General features: G+C 47.2%; 12 protein-coding genes. 4 read left to right on the top strand and 8 right to left on the bottom strand.

Annotation, left to right across the window (positions count from 1 at the left end; all coding sequences use genetic code 11):
- The first annotated feature begins 273 nt into the window (after nt 1-273).
- Together C7R93_RS06775 and C7R93_RS06770 are read left to right on the top strand one after the other, a co-directional pair.
- Entirely contained in the window at nt 274-1,431 is a 1,158-nt protein-coding gene (locus tag C7R93_RS06775) for an iron-containing alcohol dehydrogenase (protein ID WP_106838093.1), read from the top strand.
- Nucleotides 1,432-1,651: 220 nt separating this feature from the next.
- Nucleotides 1,652-2,116: a hypothetical protein gene (locus tag C7R93_RS06770; protein ID WP_106838092.1), complete on the top strand. Its 465-nt coding sequence runs from the start codon at nt 1,652-1,654 to the stop codon at nt 2,114-2,116.
- A gap of 82 nt (nt 2,117-2,198) precedes the next feature.
- Here C7R93_RS06770 and C7R93_RS06765 read toward each other — a convergent pair whose 3' ends face one another.
- Complete coding sequence (locus tag C7R93_RS06765; protein WP_106838091.1) at nt 2,199-3,308, bottom strand: GerAB/ArcD/ProY family transporter; 1,110 nt, start codon at nt 3,306-3,308, stop codon at nt 2,199-2,201.
- 140 nt (nt 3,309-3,448) lie between these two features.
- On the opposite strand from C7R93_RS06765, the gene C7R93_RS06760 reads away from it, so the two are divergent.
- Nucleotides 3,449-4,360, top strand: a complete 912-nt coding sequence (locus C7R93_RS06760) for an acetamidase/formamidase family protein (protein WP_106838090.1) — start codon at nt 3,449-3,451, stop codon at nt 4,358-4,360.
- 60 nt (nt 4,361-4,420) lie between these two features.
- On the opposite strand, the gene argH is transcribed toward C7R93_RS06760, so the two are convergent.
- Together argH and C7R93_RS06750 are read right to left on the bottom strand one after the other, a co-directional pair.
- Nucleotides 4,421-5,866 carry an argininosuccinate lyase gene (gene argH / locus C7R93_RS06755; RefSeq protein ID WP_106838089.1) on the bottom strand — a complete coding sequence of 482 codons (1,446 nt, stop codon included), beginning with the start codon at nt 5,864-5,866 and terminating at the stop codon, nt 4,421-4,423.
- A complete protein-coding gene (locus tag C7R93_RS06750) occupies nt 5,863-7,122 on the bottom strand; it encodes an argininosuccinate synthase (protein ID WP_106838088.1) in 1,260 nt (419 codons plus the stop codon). Before C7R93_RS06750 ends, argH begins: the two co-directional genes overlap by 4 nt.
- A gap of 278 nt (nt 7,123-7,400) precedes the next feature.
- Here C7R93_RS06750 and C7R93_RS06745 point away from each other — a divergent pair, with 278 nt between their 5' ends.
- Nucleotides 7,401-7,940: a histidine phosphatase family protein gene (locus C7R93_RS06745; protein WP_106838116.1), complete on the top strand. Its 540-nt coding sequence runs from the start codon at nt 7,401-7,403 to the stop codon at nt 7,938-7,940.
- A 28-nt stretch (nt 7,941-7,968) separates the two neighbouring features.
- Here the strand turns inward: C7R93_RS06745 and C7R93_RS06740 are convergent, their stop codons facing one another.
- The 5 genes from C7R93_RS06740 to C7R93_RS06720 form a co-directional block, all read right to left on the bottom strand.
- Entirely contained in the window at nt 7,969-9,306 is a 1,338-nt protein-coding gene (locus C7R93_RS06740; RefSeq protein WP_106838087.1) for an HD-GYP domain-containing protein, read from the bottom strand.
- Nucleotides 9,290-9,841, bottom strand: a complete 552-nt coding sequence (locus C7R93_RS06735; protein ID WP_106838086.1) for a DUF5317 family protein — start codon at nt 9,839-9,841, stop codon at nt 9,290-9,292. Before C7R93_RS06735 ends, C7R93_RS06740 begins: the two co-directional genes overlap by 17 nt.
- Before the next feature lie 431 nt (nt 9,842-10,272).
- Nucleotides 10,273-11,244: an ornithine carbamoyltransferase gene (argF, locus tag C7R93_RS06730; protein ID WP_106838085.1), complete on the bottom strand. Its 972-nt coding sequence runs from the start codon at nt 11,242-11,244 to the stop codon at nt 10,273-10,275.
- Nucleotides 11,189-14,431, bottom strand: a complete 3,243-nt coding sequence (gene carB, locus C7R93_RS06725) for a carbamoyl-phosphate synthase (glutamine-hydrolyzing) large subunit (protein WP_106838084.1) — start codon at nt 14,429-14,431, stop codon at nt 11,189-11,191. Before carB ends, argF begins: the two co-directional genes overlap by 56 nt.
- A complete protein-coding gene (locus tag C7R93_RS06720; RefSeq protein ID WP_106838083.1) occupies nt 14,424-15,530 on the bottom strand; it encodes a carbamoyl phosphate synthase small subunit in 1,107 nt (368 codons plus the stop codon). Before C7R93_RS06720 ends, carB begins: the two co-directional genes overlap by 8 nt.
- Nucleotides 15,531-15,580: the final 50 nt, after the last annotated feature.

The raw sequence follows: 15,580 nt of genomic DNA, 5'->3' as shown, positions 1-15,580 counted from the left end.
CGGTAAAATCGACAAACCCCTCTACCCACTAGCAACCGCTGCCATACCTTGTTGAAAAACAGCGGGATTTCCCATCTTATCCATTATACCACCACGATTCACGGATGGTATCCACTAAATCTCTCATTTCTTGTCGAAACAGCTTCGATTGTTAACAACTGTCACGAAAAAGGGAGAAAATAAGATTGCACATTCGCGCCTAGCTTCATGGAAAACAGTTGGCTACAATGAGTGTGACAAGAAAGTCATCATGTAAAAGGAGCTGGTTATACCGTGGAAAATTTTGTTTACCATAACCCGACACAGCTTATTTTTGGACGGGGTCAATTGGCCCAGCTCGCGGAAAAAGCAAGACTGCTAGGTCCCACTGTTCTTTTGGTATATGGTAGTGGCAGTATAAAGCGAACCGGTCTCTACGACAAAGTGATTTCTCTGCTTGAGTCTGCGGGCTGTCGCGTGCATGAGTTAGCAGGAGTGGAGCCAAATCCACGTCTGAGTACCGTGAACAAAGGAATTGAGCTATGCCGCCAAGAAGGCGTTAATTGGATACTCGCTGTTGGTGGAGGCAGTGTAATCGACGCGGCCAAAGCAGTCGCGATTGGTGTGCCTTACGAGGGAGATGTATGGGATTTTTATACACGCAAAGCGATCGCACAAGAGGCTCTGCCCCTCGGTACCGTACTGACACTTGCTGCTACTGGTTCTGAAATGAACCGGGGAAGTGTCGTCACCAACTGGGAGACACAAGAGAAGCACGGAGCTGGCACGACGTTTCCGGCGTTTTCGATTCTGGATCCTGAACATACGTTTAGCGTGCCTCGCGACCAGACGATCTACGGAATCAGCGACATTTTGTCCCATGTATTCGAGCAGTATTTCACACATACAACCGAAATACCACTGCAAACACGTTTTGCCGAGTCGATCATGAAGACAGTCATCGAAAATGCAGAACGCGCCCTCACCAATCCGGAAGACTACGATGCTCGCGCCAACATCCTGTACTGCGGAACGATGGCATTGAACGGCACTCTCCCGGTTGGCGTCACAACAGACTGGGCAACCCACTCCATTGAGCATGCTGTCAGTGCTGTTTACGACATCCCGCACGGTGGCGGCCTAGCGATCATCTTCCCAAAATGGATGCGTTATGTGTACCGTGAAAACGTCGCTCGCTTCGTGCGCTTCGCAACAGAGGTATGGAATGTCGATCCTTTTGGCAAAACAGATGATGAGATCGCCTTGGAGGGAATTGCCGCTACAGAAGCTTTCTTTGCGCGTATCGGTGCCCCGACCCGATTGGCTGATTACGATATCACCGACGAGCACTTACAGCTCATGGCCGAAAAAGCCACTCCGTTTGGTCCGATTGGTCAATTCAAAACGTTGACGAGTGACGATGTGGAACAGATTCTTCGATTAAGTTTGTAAGCCTTATAAATCTACCGCTGAAGCAATTGATTAAATAACTAATCAGTTGCTTCTACTTTTTTGAAAACAGATACCCTGATAGCGTAATTTAAATAGGACTTAGCGCAAAATCAAATAATCTATCTTTTTTAAAAATGTAAAATTTTGTATTTACAACCATTTTTAAATAAAATATTATGAAAAATGTAAATTAAATCCACTAAAAAAGGAGTGTTTTTTTATGAAGAAAAAGCTTCTGGTCGGTATTTCATCATTGGTATTGAGTTTAACAGTGGCATCCTCTGTATTTGCTGCATCGTATTGGGAAACTGAAACAAATGAACATAGTAATGATAAGTGGGCTCAACGCGATGCAAATGGATTTGTTATAGGGATCGGGGATGTTGCACAAGGATACCTCTGGGATTATCAGGATGAAGACTATATCGCTTTTCAACCGAAAACAAGTGGTACAAGAACAATTCGACTGAACGTTCCTTCAAATATGGATTTGAGATTTGAAATATGGGATGCAGCCCGTAACAAAGTGTTGGACGAATCTATTTCAAATAAAAACGGTATAGGTGGCGCTGAATCAGTTACCATGTATTTTTCTGCACAAAAATACTATATTCTAGTTGACCGAGTAAATTATTCTGGTGCTGACAGTAACACTACAAACGGATATTCTTTATCTATTCAATAATTAATAATTGACAAATTAACGATGGCTCGTCCAATTCAAGTGGACGAGCCATCAATCTTACATGAAGACCTTTAGCTACGGTTTAAGCACGAGATCTTTGACCCAGAAATCTTTTTCGAATGGCATACCCGCATAGCAGCACCAACGGTACACCGAAGCTGTAGGTAAAATCATAGAATGGCCAGTACTTTCCAATGATGTCGCCAAAGACGACAATATTGGGCGAGAAAATTGTAGACATTACCATGAGTAAAATAATGTACGGCAAGACCAAAGCATTGAAGTTGTCGATTCGAAAGACGTGACGGATCCCTAAGTGTAAAAACAGACAATAAAGCGTAATTTTGACGCTCACCGCTATAAACCAGATCACCGCGATAATCGCCTCTAGCCGCTGTATGAAATCCCCGAGCTTCAGTTGTTTGATGAGAACATAGGTCGGATAAAAATGCCGCGCGGTCTGCTCTGCCCCCAACACAAGGATGCACATCAGCATGATGATGAATAGCACAATTCCCCCAAGCAACGTCCCCAGCAAAAAATATCTCATCCGTTTTTGGACGGGAGAAACAAAAGGAAGAACCGCCATAAAAATAACCAGCTCTGAATAAGGAAAGGCAATTGCCGCCGTAGACCCCTGCAAAATAGGCTTCCACCCATTTTCAAATACAGGGTGAATTCTCGATATTTCTGCCTGTGGCAGTAAAGCAATCATGAGTAATCCAAAAAGGAAGAAGAACCAGAAAAAGTAGATCTCTGCGGATTCGGCGACTGTTTGCAATCCCAATCTCACGCCAAACATAATCACAATGATAAATAACAGCTGTATCGCGAATCTTGGAGTGGAGCCCAATAGATGCGTGCCCACAAAGTCGCCAATCTCCATTACATGCGCCCCTGCTGAAAACAGCGTATAGCTAATAAACGAGAGTGTAATAATCGTTCCCAACACTCTCCCGACAGTTTGATCAACGAAGGTAAAAAAGCTTTGATTCGGATAAAGCTTCCCAACTACTATGAGTAAGACAATATTGAGCAGTCCCACCACAAGCCCGACCAGGACGGATATCCACGCATCCTGTTTAGCGAGTCCAGCCGTCATGCCCGGCAGGACGAGAACGGAGTCCCCAATCGTAACAAGGGTGACGAGCATCAATAGTTGACGGGGACTGATCTTGTAGCTCTCTTGCATGCTTGCTCCCTGCTCTCTTTAGACCTTTCGACACCTTCGTACAATTATTTCCTCTATGATTCGGCGCTAAACACGTAGGCATTTCATGCTATGATAAAGAAATATATGTAAATTCCGAAATGGACTGGAGGACTGCAACCATGTACAGAGTAAAAAAACAGGACGTGGTTTATACCATGTCACCTGAGAATCAGCCGGTCTTGAAGGTGGAAGCAGGCAGTATCGTAACATTTGAAACCTGCGATTGTTTCGAGGACCAAATCCAATCGGCAGACACCGTGTTTCAGGCGCTTGATTGGAATCGGATCAACCCCGCTTCCGGTCCTATTTATATAGAAGAAACAGAGCCAGGCGATATTTTGGTTGTGCATATTCAGAAAATTGAAATTAAAAACCAAGGCGTAATGGTTACTGGACCAGATCTGGGTGTAATGGGGTTCGATCTGCAAGAAAATGTGATCAAAATGATTCCGATACAAGATGGAAAAGCTGTTTTGTCGGACAAGCTTGAGGTCCCAATCAATCCTATGATTGGCGTAATTGGAACAGCACCTGCCAAAGAAGCCATTTCATGCGGTACCCCGGGCGATCACGGCGGCAACATGGACTGCAAGCAAATGCGTGCAGGTACTACATTGCTTTTACCCGTGAATGTTCCCGGCGCATTATTTGCCCTGGGAGACCTTCATGCTGCAATGGCTGACGGAGAAGTAGCTGTATGTGGTGTGGAAATTGCAGGGGAAGTAACCGTAAAGCTCGATGTGATAAAGGGAAAGCAGTGGCCGTTACCAATGGCAGTCAACCAGGAGCACTTGATCACGATTGCGTCAGAAAAAGAGCTGGACAAGGCTGCGGATCGAGCGGTAATCAACATGGTACAATTTCTACACGAAGAGCTGGGAGTAGAAAAGGCCGAATCCACCTTCTTGCTCTCCGCTGCGGGAGATTTGCGTATCTGTCAGGTCGTCGATCCTTTAAAAACAGCCCGCATGGAGTTGCCTCTTGCCTACGCAACCGCGTTAGGTTTTGATCCAAAAATGGTAGGTAGATAAGTATAGAACGCAAAAAAACCCCAAAGCTTTGGGGTTTTTGTTTTTCATTCATGTACGTTTTTATGCAGGTGAACCGACATCGATCAGGGATTCAATCATGACCTTTTGACTGTTCTTATTCACCCAAGCATGTGTTTCTACCAGTTGCTTGCGGTACCAATCAATTTGTACCTCTACCTGATTACGAGCAGTCCCACCCAGCACGTTACGTGCATTAACAACTGTCTCAACAGCTAGAGCGTCATACACATCTGCCCCAATAGCCTCTGAGAAGCTCTGGAATTCTTCCAAAGTCAAATCGAGAAGATATTTTTGCTGCTCGATGCAGTACAAGACGGTTCTCCCTACGACTTCATGCGCCTGACGGAACGGCATGTCTTTGCGAACCAAGTAATCTGCCAAGTCTGTCGCATTGGAAAAATCGTTGGTAACAGCTTGACGCATGCGGTCTGCTTTGACGTGCATCGTCTTAATCATCGGCGTGAGCAACGCCAGTGCACCATGAATGGTAGCCACCGTATCGAACATGCCTTCTTTATCTTCCTGCATGTCCTTGTTGTACGCCAACGGCAAACCTTTCAATACGGTCAACAATCCAAACAGATTGCCGTATACACGCCCTGTTTTTCCGCGGACCAGCTCTGCCACGTCGGGATTTTTCTTTTGCGGCATGATACTGGACCCTGTGCAAAATGCATCGTCCAGCTCCACAAAGGAAAATTCCTGACTACTCCAGATGACGAGCTCTTCGCACAAACGGGAAAGATGGGTCATGACCAGAGAAGCGTCTGCCAAAAATTCAACGATGAAGTCACGGTCACTCACTGCATCCATACTGTTTTGATAGATACCATCAAATTGAAGCAATTCCGCTACAAACGTACGGTCGATCGGGAAAGTCGTACCTGCGAGTGCACCTGCTCCAAGCGGCAGCACATTCACACGCTTCCACGTCTCGGTCATCCGCTCAATATCGCGTTGCAGCATGGACACATACGCCATCAGGTGGTAGCCAAACAATACCGGCTGCGCACGCTGCAAATGTGTATATCCCGGCATAACTGTATCGAGATGCTGATTTGCTTGCTCTAGCAGCGCCTCTTGCAAATACATCGCCAATTGGATGATCTCCATCAGCTTTTCGCGGAGATACAGGTGCATATCCAACGCAACCTGATCATTGCGGCTGCGACCGGTGTGGAGTTTGCCCCCCACCGGCCCGATTTCTTCAATTAGCATCTTTTCAATATTCATATGCACATCTTCATGCGCAACGAGAAACTCAGCTTGCCCGCGCTCAATTTTTTCTTTTACCTTTTTCAAACCAGCGATGATCTGCCTTACTTCCTCCATCGGCAGGATGCCGCACTTGCCCAACATGGCAACATGAGCTAGGCTTCCGACGATGTCCTGTCGCCACATTTTCTGGTCGAAAGAAATAGAAGCAGTATACTCTTCTACGAGTTGATTCGTCGGCTTCGTGAAGCGTCCTCCCCAGAGTTTCATTGCTTGATCGCATCCTTTTCATCCAAAATCTTAATGGCGGTGTTTTTATTTTCTTGCAGTACACCCTCGTTTACCTGTGCGTATACCTTTGTAGGCAGACCCCACAGCTTGATGAAACCGAGTGCTGCTTTGTGGTCGAATTGGTCACCTGCATTGTAAGTCGCCAGTTCATGACTGTAGAGAGACGATGCAGAGGTGCGGCCTACAACGATCGCATGTCCTTTGTGCAGCTTCACGCGTACGACACCCGTTACGTGTTTTTGCGTTTCTTCAATGAATGCCTGAACAGCATTGCGAATTGGCGAAAACCAGAGACCCTCGTAAATCACTTGCGCCAGTTTTTGCTCGACAATCGGTTTGAACTGAGCGACCTCACGAGGTTGCGTCAAGAATTCCAGCTCACGGTGAGCCAAAATTAAGGTAGTCGCAGCCGGTGCCTCGTAAACTTCGCGAGATTTGATGCCCACCAAGCGGTTTTCTACATGGTCGATACGGCCTACGCCATGGTTACCAGCGATTTTGTTCAGCTTCAGGATCAACTCGGAAAGTGAAAGCTCTTCGCCGTTCAATGCAGTTGGTTTCCCTTGCACGAAGGTAATTTCTATTTCTTCCGCCTCTTCTGGTGCGTCCGTGATCGACTTCGTCAGATCGTATGCACCTTCTGGAGGAGCTGCCCATGGATCTTCGAGAACACCGCACTCGCAGCTTCTGCCCCACAGGTTTTGGTCAATGCTGTATGGATTGTCCAGATCGATCGGGATCGGGATATTGTTCTTTTTCGCATATTCGATCTCTTCGTCACGCGTCCAGCCCCATTCACGAACCGGCGCCACGATTTTGATATCCGGGTTCAGCGCTGTGAAGGAAACATCGAAACGCACCTGGTCGTTTCCTTTTCCTGTGCAACCGTGTGCGACAGCTACCGCACCTTCTTTTTCCGCGATTTCAACCAGCACACGAGAAATCAGATAACGCGACAGTGCAGACACCAATGGATATTTGCCTTCGTACATGGCGTTTGCTTTCAGAGCTGGCAATACGAATTCCTCAGCGAATGCATCTTTTGCATCCACTACGATTGATTTTAATGCCCCTACCTGCAATGCTTTTTTCTGTACGAAATCGAGGTCTTTCCCTTCCCCTACATCCAATGCAACTGCAATGACATCGTAGTTATACGTATCTTGCAACCATTTAATTGCTACCGATGTATCTAAACCGCCTGAATAGGCCAACACAATTTTATCTTTTGCCATCATTCTCTCTCCCCGTTTCGAAGTTTCTCTCATGCGAGTAATTATACAAACGAACTAATAAAAATACAACTATTTTTCTTGTATAATTGTTGTGAATTCGCAGACAGAAACAGGAACGCAAAGAAATTATACATTTTTCGCATAAAGAGTATCTTGTTTTTATGCATACTCATCGCCTGTTTATGCATAAATGTTGTGTGATCAAAAGGAAAGATTATTCAAGATGGAGAATGAATAAAAGGAGGAATTACATTGGAGAATGCGTGTTGGAGGAGATTATGAAAACAATATATTTGGTACGTCATTGTCAGGCTGCTGGTCAAGAACCCGAAGCCCTGCTCACAGAAAAGGGAGAAGTACAAGCTCGGGAGCTTGCCTCCTTCTTCGCTGGTTCCCCCATTGATCGAATTATTTCGAGTCCGTATCATCGGGCGATTGCCACCATCCAGCCACTTGCACAGGAACGCGGAATTGTGGTTGAAGAAGACACGCGTTTGGTCGAGCGCGTCCTTAGTGAAGTACCACGTGAGGATTGGTTCGAGCGGCTGCTCGATACGTTCGATGACCTGACTCTTGCATTCGAAGGGGGCGAATCCAGTCTTACTGCAATGAACCGGGCAAATTCGTTGCTCACTGAGATTTTGGCAGATGAGCATAAAGAAATCGTGCTTGTTAGCCACGGATGCCTGTTGGCCTTGCTCATGAAATCAATCGATGACCGCTTTGGCTTTCACAATTGGGAAAAGCTAAGCAATCCAGATGTATTCAAGCTTTCCTGCCATTCAGAAACCAGAGAGCTCATCCGCATATGGTCGTAAACAAATAAAAACAGTTACAAGGGGCAGCTCATCTGATTGCCTCCTGTAACTGTTTTTGTGGAATGGATTCGATTCCGATAATGCTCTGCAGCTCTTCGTACGGCAGTCGCTGAACGATTCTGATAAAATGCTCCGCCAATATCGGATCAAATTGAGTACCAGAGCCCCGTCTGATTTCTTGAAGCGCTTCCTCCACAGGCAAGCCTTTTCGATATGGCCTATCCGCAACCATCGCATCGAAAGCGTCTGAAATGGCTAAAATCCTCGCCATCAGCGGAATTTCATCCCCAGCTAAACCATCCGGGTATCCCCTTCCATCTATTCGCTCATGATAGGAGCGGATCGCAGGAAGCAGTTCATTGAACATCCCTGCTTGCAAAATAATTTCGTAGCCAATGACCGTGTGCTGCTTGATCTTGTCGTACTCTTCTGGGGTCAGCTTTCCTTTTTTATTGAGAATTTCGTCTTCGATGCCGATTTTTCCAATGTCGTGCAGGATTCCCCCGATATAAACATCCTCCACTTTTCGTTCGGACAAACCAATATCTCTCGCAATTTCTCTTCCCCAGTAAGCTACACGCTGAGAATGTCCACTTGTGTACCGATCTCGTGCGTCAATGGAAGCAGCCATCGTCGTTAAGAAGTTGTGATTGAATGATTTGACCTCTTCTACTTTTTGCTGAAGCCTTTGGAGGTTGTCATAGTAATGATGAAATACGTAACTGATCGTAATAAACGCAATCACCATAGGAATTAGTGTTAACGGGCCATATGACTCTACTAAGCGTGAACCTACTCCGGCTAAAATTAATAGCAGCAAGTAAGTCGAGGTAAATCCTTTTGCCATCATCTTTACGGTTCGCGCCCAGGTCATTTGATGAAAATAGGAGATACCCAATCCACATAAAGTCAGGTTCACAAACCAATAAACAACAGCCAAAAACAAATCGCTAATAATAGGTGAAACCGTTCCGAAGCCCTCGATCCAATCCTTCAAAAACGCTACAGTCCATATAGTCATTAACAATTGCCCAATATTAATGATAGCTTTTAGCGGATTAAACCTTACCAGGAAAGCAATAATTAATGATTCAATAACAGCAGCCCATACTCCCACCCAGACACCGTACAACAAGATACCCGAAAAGATTACAGCATTGTTCACTGTTAAAATCGTATTTGATATACGCACGGGAGCAAAACAGGAAAAAATGGTCAAGAGGGTATAGGTAGATAATACCCCCCAATGCTCACGAACTGCCCATTCGGATGAAGATGTGTAAAAAATATAGATTGCTGCAATGACAAATCCAACCTGTACAACAATCCCCTTTATCCAATTTGCATAATCAGTTTTTTGTCGCATAACTTTTACCTTCGCGAAGTTGTAGTAATGAAATAGGTTTATTCATCAATCGCTGAACAAGTAAAAAGGCGCCTAACATAATAAAAATATCGCCGATGCTAATAATCCGAGGAATGATAGATGGCATGTAGATGACATCCGTCAAAAACGGAAAATTTGAACTTTCCGTCAATACACTATGCTTGAAATTCGTTCCGTTTATAACCGGCTCTAAGTCATAAGGAAGCTTTGCTGCTTGGACTAAATCGATTGGCATTTTTCCATTGTTAGACCAAATTGCAATCGCATTCAGAAACCAGCCGATTAAAAATATCCGCATATCTTCAAATTCCCGATTAAAAACGAGGAAAGCCAAAATAAACACATACGCGATCGATATGAAGAGGCCGCCGATCATAGGAAAGAAGACTGCACAAGCCTGGAGCAGTATGGTAACGACAAGAAGTTTTAATTGATTGAATTTAGGGAATTCTTTGATTCTTCCCCCTCGCAGCAATGCTACGAGAAAAGATAGGGCAATTACATCCAATAGCATGTTGTTTCCTCCAAGCTTGAAGAAAAAACACCACTCAGCCAAGCGGTGTTTGTTTCTCCAATACGCTTATTTATCCAATATGGAAGTTTGCAGAAGTAGCTGCTACGATTGCTACCACCATCATAATTGCCGCGAACCATTTTTTCATTTTCTTTTCCCCCCTTTAGGCATAGTGGAGAAAGCTGGCTTCGCTACTGTCCGTGATACAGAGGCCAAGCGACCAAGTACAGCCCCTGCTCGCCTTTCCTTTTCCATTACGGAAAAGGGTGGATTCGCTACTGGCTCCATACGGACCAAGCGACCAGATACAGTCCGTACTTCTTTGCTTCTTTCCTACCTTTATTTTACACATAAGTGACAAAATTCGGCAATCATAGATTCATAGTCTATTCGATTTAATTACGGCTAGTTCCATTTAACTAGAACTATGTTCACACCAACGCCGCCAATATCGCCTTTTGTGCGTGTAATCTATTTTCAGCCTGATCAAAAATAACAGAGCGCGATCCGTCGATAACACCGGTTGTCACTTCTTCTCCACGATGTGCTGGCAAGCAATGCAAGAAGAGATAATCACGATCTGCTGCTGCTACCAACTTTTCGTTCACTTGATAGTCGGCAAATGCTTTCAATCGCACCTCATTTTCTTCTTCAAAACCCATACTAGTCCAAACGTCCGTATATACAGCATCTGCCCCCATAACAGCCTCTATCGGATCGGTGGTCACCATCATTTTGCCGCCGCTTTGTTTCGCGTATTCTGTAGCTTTTGCGACAATTGCTGCATCCATTTCGTATCCTACCGGAGTCGCCACCCGCACATCCAAGCCTAGCAGAGCTGCGCCCAGCACCAGTGAGTTCGCCACGTTATTGCCGTCTCCCACATAGGCGAGCTTGACTCCTTTCAGCTTGCCTTTGTGCTCCCAGATCGTCAGCAAATCAGCCAACGCCTGGCAAGGATGGTACAGATCGGTCAATCCATTGATAATAGGGATCGACGCGTGTTCGGCAAGCTCTTCTACATAGGAGTGGGAAAAGGTGCGAATCATGATGGCATCCACGTACCGGGAGAGAACTTTTGCTGTGTCGCTTATCGGCTCTCCTCGTCCGAGCTGTAGCTCTTTTCCGCTCATGAACATCCCCAAGCCACCCAACTGATGCATCCCCACTTCAAAGGAGACGCGCGTACGGGTCGAAGCCTTGTCAAAGATCATTCCCAATGTCTTGCCTTGCAAAGGCTGGAATGGCTGTCCCAGCTTTTGCAATTGCTTGACGTGAGCAGACAGATGGAGCAGCTCCATCAATTCTTCTCCGTTGAATTCATCGACGCGCAAGAAATCTTTTCCTTTATGCTTTTGTAACGGCAAGTTTTGAAAGTGTTCCAATATCTTCACTGGCTGCATGCGAGCCACCTCTTTTCTTCATAATCGACTTCACGTATAACTCAAACGTATCGACAGCGGAGAACAATGGCACACCTTGTTGTACCATACGGCTTCGCAGAGCAAATCCTGTCCGGCCCTGGCGATTGCCTTTCGTCGCAGTAACGAGAGCGAAGGCCGCTTCTTCCTTTTGCAACAGCTCGATCCACGCCGCTTCATCTGTCACGACATGCTTCACGACAATTCCTTTAGCTGTCAGCCACTCGGCCGTCCCCGGCGTCGCCGCCAGATTAGCGCCGTCCGCTTGAATTTGTCCGATTGATTCACTTACACCGTCCTGCTTATCTCCATCTGCCAAAGAAATCATGACCAACTGACCTTTTTGCCAGTCGCCGTACAAATTGTCCTTGAAAGCAAAAGCTTTGCCTGCTGCCTCTTCGAATGAATGCCCCAAGCCGAGAACTTCCCCCGTCGATTTCATCTCTGGACCTAGTACCGGGTCTACCCCGTTCAGCTTGATCGTGGAGAAGACTGGCGCCTTGACAACTGCAAAAGGAATCTCTGGCAAAAGCCCTGTACCGCAGCCCATCTCCGACAGCTTTTCACCCAATTGTGCGCGAACCGCCAGTTGAACCATCGGGATGCCAGTCACTTTGCTCGTAATCGGTACTGTCCGTGAAGCACGAGGATTTACCTCCAGTACATAAACCGTTTCGCCATCAATGACAAACTGGATATTGATTAACCCGACCGCTTCCATTTCCCTCGCGATTGCTTCTGTATAACTCGCGATTTTGTGCTTGATGTCATCCGTCAGCTGAGGAGCCGGGAACAAGGCTACACTATCGCCCGAGTGGATGCCCGCTCTCTCCACATGCTGGAATATACCTGGGATAATCACAGAATGTCCGTCGCATACCGCATCTACTTCAGCTTCCTTGCCTGGAACGTATTTATCCACGAGAAGTGGGAAAAACATGCTCATGTCCGGATGGTTCAACCAGTCTTGAATGGTAGCTTGCAGCTCTTCGATGTTGTGAACTACTACCATACCTTGCCCGCCGATGACGTACGAAGGTCGCATCAAAACAGGGAAGCCGATTTCCTCCGCAATCGCGGTCGCATCCTCCAAGGACGATACTCCTTTACCAGGGATATGAGGAATGTCCAGCTTGCGCAGCATGGCGTAGAACAGCTCCCGATCCTCCGCGCGTTCGATGGCTGTAAGCGACGTGCCCATTACTTTCAGACCCGCATGCTCTAGCTTGGCTGCCAGATTGATCGCGGTTTGACCGCCGAACTGAACCATGACGCCCTCAACCTGTTCGCGTTCTGCGATATGCAGCACGTCTTCTACGTGAAGCGGTTCAAAATAAAGATGGTCGGCTGTTTCATAGTCAGTGCTGACCGTCTCTGGGTTGTTGTTCACAACGACAGCCGCAATACCGCTTGCCTGAAGCGCATTGGCTGCATGTACGGAGCAGTAGTCAAACTCGATACCCTGACCGATGCGAATGGGACCTGAGCCAAGTACCAGTACTTTGCGGCCAGACAGTGACTCGACCTCATCTATTCCTTGCCAATCCGAATAGTAGTAAGGGGTTTGAGCATCAAATTCTGCTGCACAAGTGTCCACGATTTTATAAGTAGGCGTAATGCCCGACTCTTGACGAAGTGATTTGATTTGGGCAGATGTAGCACCAACCAGTGAAGCGATGGTTTCATCGGCAAACCCGCGACGCTTTGCTTCCAACAACAGTTCTGGGGTCAGTGTTTTCCGATCGTGGCAAGACAGCTCTACTTCCAGGTCCACGATTTTACGCAAGCTCCGCAAGAAAAACGGATCGACACCAGTCAGGCTGTGTAGCTCACTTTCTGTAAAGCCTTTGCGGATCGCCTCTGCAAAAACAAACAGTCTGATATCAGTCGCTTCCTGCAAGGAATGGGCAAGCTCCTCACGTGTCCAGGATGCAAGCTCCGGTCGATTCAAATGCGTGCAGCCCTGTTCCAGAGAGCGAACTGCCTTCAAAAGTCCTGCTTCCAGATTGCGGGCGATCGACATGACCTCGCCAGTCGCTTTCATTTGAGTCCCCAGCTTGCGGTCTGCCAGTGGAAATTTATCAAACGGAAAGCGTGGGATTTTGACAACGATGTAGTCCAACGCCGGTTCAAAGCTAGCGTACGTATAGCCCGTGATTGGATTGAGTACTTCATCCAGTCCGTAGCCCAATGCGAGCTTGGCAGCGATCCGCGCGATTGGATAGCCTGTTGCTTTGGACGCCAACGCACTTGAACGACTTACACGAGGATTTACCTCGATCAGCACATACCGATCGGAATTCGGATCAAGCGCAAATTGTATATTGCAACCACCTACTACCCCAAGCGAACGAATTACTTTTGTTGATACACTCCGCAGCATTTGGTACTGGCGATCTGTCAGCGTCTGAGATGGCGCTACGACAATGCTGTCTCCCGTATGAATACCTACCGGGTCCAAATTTTCCATATTGCACACAATGATGCAGGTATCATTTGCGTCCCGCATAACCTCGTATTCAATCTCTTTCCAGCCTTTTACACTGCGCTCAATCAATACCTGACCGATTGGGCTAGCTGCAATACCACCGGCTGCAACCTTTCGCAAGGCCGCTTCATCCTCTGCGATCCCGCCGCCTGCTCCTCCAAGCGTATAAGCAGGACGCACAATCACTGGATAGCCGATAGAGTTCGCAAACTCGATCGCTGTTTCTACAGATTCGACGGTATCGCTCTCTGGGACAGGCTCTCCGATTTGTTGCATCAATTGCTTGAACAGCTCACGGTCTTCCCCGTTTTGAATGGCAGCCAGCGGCGTACCCAACAGCTGCACACTGTACTTTTCCAGCACGCCTGCTTCTGCCAGCGAAACAGCAAGATTAAGTCCCGTTTGGCCGCCTAACGTAGGCAAGAGGCCATCGGGACGCTCTTTTGCGATAATAGCTGTCACGGATTCCACCGTGAGCGGCTCCAGATATACTTTGTCCGCTACTTGTTCGTCTGTCATGATCGTTGCCGGATTGTTATTCACCAGTACGACCTGCACGCCGGCTTCTTTCAGGGAAAGGCAAGCCTGTGCGCCTGCATAATCAAATTCCGCTGCCTGCCCGATGACGATCGGGCCAGAACCGATGACCAATACTTTATGAATGTGTGGCAATTTAGGCATATCTCTTCGCTCCTACTACGCGCATCGACTGCAAGAATTGGTGGAAAATGTGGGATGTATCACTAGGGCCTGGATGTGCTTCCGGATGGAACTGCACACTGAAAACAGGCAGACTGGCGTGACGCAGTCCTTCGACCGAGCTATCGTTAACATTGCGATAAGAAACGGTCAGTTGGCGTTTATCCAGAGACTCTTCCTTGACTACGTACCCGTGATTTTGTGAACTCATGTATACTTTGCCAGTCATCAGATCCTTGACCGGATGATTGCTACCGCGATGACCGTATGCGAGCTTTTCTGTCTTGCCGCCGTACATCAGCGCCAATACTTGATGCCCCAAGCAGATGCCCAAGGTCGGGTACTGCTCTACGGCTTTGCGCCATTCGCTGCAATACGCAAGCAAGTGCTCCGGATCGCCAGGTCCATTGGAAAACAATAAGCCGTCTGGTGCGAGAGCATTGATTTGGGCAAAACTCGTATCAAATGGGACGACCGTGACACGGCAGCCCTGTTGCAGAAGTGCATCCAAAATCGATTGCTTCATGCCGAGGTCAATTAAGACGACATGCTCCCCTGTTCCCGGATACCGCTCTACCTGTTGTCTGGATACGTTGGCAACCAATGATTTCTTGGCGTGCTTGTAGCGCAGGGACACAACTTCCTCCACCTGCATAGGCTGATCGGAAATGACACCAAATACGGTACCATTCTGACGGACGCGCTTTGTAATTGTTCGCGTATCAATCCCTGCAAGGATCGGGAATCCAAATGCTTCAGCCGCTTGGGCCAAAGTCATGTTTGATTCGTAATGGCTCGGCTCCATGCATAGCTCGCTGACAATCATCCCTGTCAACGCTGGCTTAGCTGCCTCATAATCCTTCTCGTTGATCCCGTAGTTTCCGATCAAGGGATACGTGAAGGTAACGATTTGCCCTGCAAACGAAGGGTCTGTCATCACCTCTTGATATCCCGTCATTCCTGTATGAAAAACCACTTCTCCGAAACCGTTAATTGGGGCGCCATACAGCTTTCCTGTAAAAACCTCACCGCTCTCCAACGTTAGAAATCCTGTTCCTAACGATTGTTTCTCTCTATCCATCTATGAAGCCACTCCTCTCCAATGGGCACCGGACTGATCGCTCTTATCGA

This window comes from Brevibacillus fortis, assembly GCF_003013395.1.
Classification (GTDB): Bacteria; Bacillota; Bacilli; order Brevibacillales; family Brevibacillaceae; genus Brevibacillus; species Brevibacillus fortis.
This window is presented reverse-complemented; position numbering and strand designations above follow the sequence as displayed.

What these genes read in the sequence shown, in the direction of transcription:
- C7R93_RS06720 (WP_106838083.1), bottom strand. Translation starts at nt 15,530, where the DNA reads ATGGATAGAGAGAAACAATCGTTAGGAACAGGATTTCTAACGTTGGAG.
- C7R93_RS06750 (WP_106838088.1), bottom strand. Translation starts at nt 7,122, where the DNA reads ATGGCAAAAGATAAAATTGTGTTGGCCTATTCAGGCGGTTTAGATACA.
- C7R93_RS06770 (WP_106838092.1), top strand. Translation starts at nt 1,652, where the DNA reads ATGAAGAAAAAGCTTCTGGTCGGTATTTCATCATTGGTATTGAGTTTA.
- argH (WP_106838089.1), bottom strand. Translation starts at nt 5,866, where the DNA reads ATGAAACTCTGGGGAGGACGCTTCACGAAGCCGACGAATCAACTCGTA.
- C7R93_RS06765 (WP_106838091.1), bottom strand. Translation starts at nt 3,308, where the DNA reads ATGCAAGAGAGCTACAAGATCAGTCCCCGTCAACTATTGATGCTCGTC.
- C7R93_RS06760 (WP_106838090.1), top strand. Translation starts at nt 3,449, where the DNA reads ATGTACAGAGTAAAAAAACAGGACGTGGTTTATACCATGTCACCTGAG.
- carB (WP_106838084.1), bottom strand. Translation starts at nt 14,431, where the DNA reads ATGCCTAAATTGCCACACATTCATAAAGTATTGGTCATCGGTTCTGGC.
- C7R93_RS06735 (WP_106838086.1), bottom strand. Translation starts at nt 9,841, where the DNA reads ATGCTATTGGATGTAATTGCCCTATCTTTTCTCGTAGCATTGCTGCGA.
- C7R93_RS06745 (WP_106838116.1), top strand. Translation starts at nt 7,401, where the DNA reads ATGAAAACAATATATTTGGTACGTCATTGTCAGGCTGCTGGTCAAGAA.
- C7R93_RS06740 (WP_106838087.1), bottom strand. Translation starts at nt 9,306, where the DNA reads ATGCGACAAAAAACTGATTATGCAAATTGGATAAAGGGGATTGTTGTA.
- argF (WP_106838085.1), bottom strand. Translation starts at nt 11,244, where the DNA reads ATGCAGCCAGTGAAGATATTGGAACACTTTCAAAACTTGCCGTTACAA.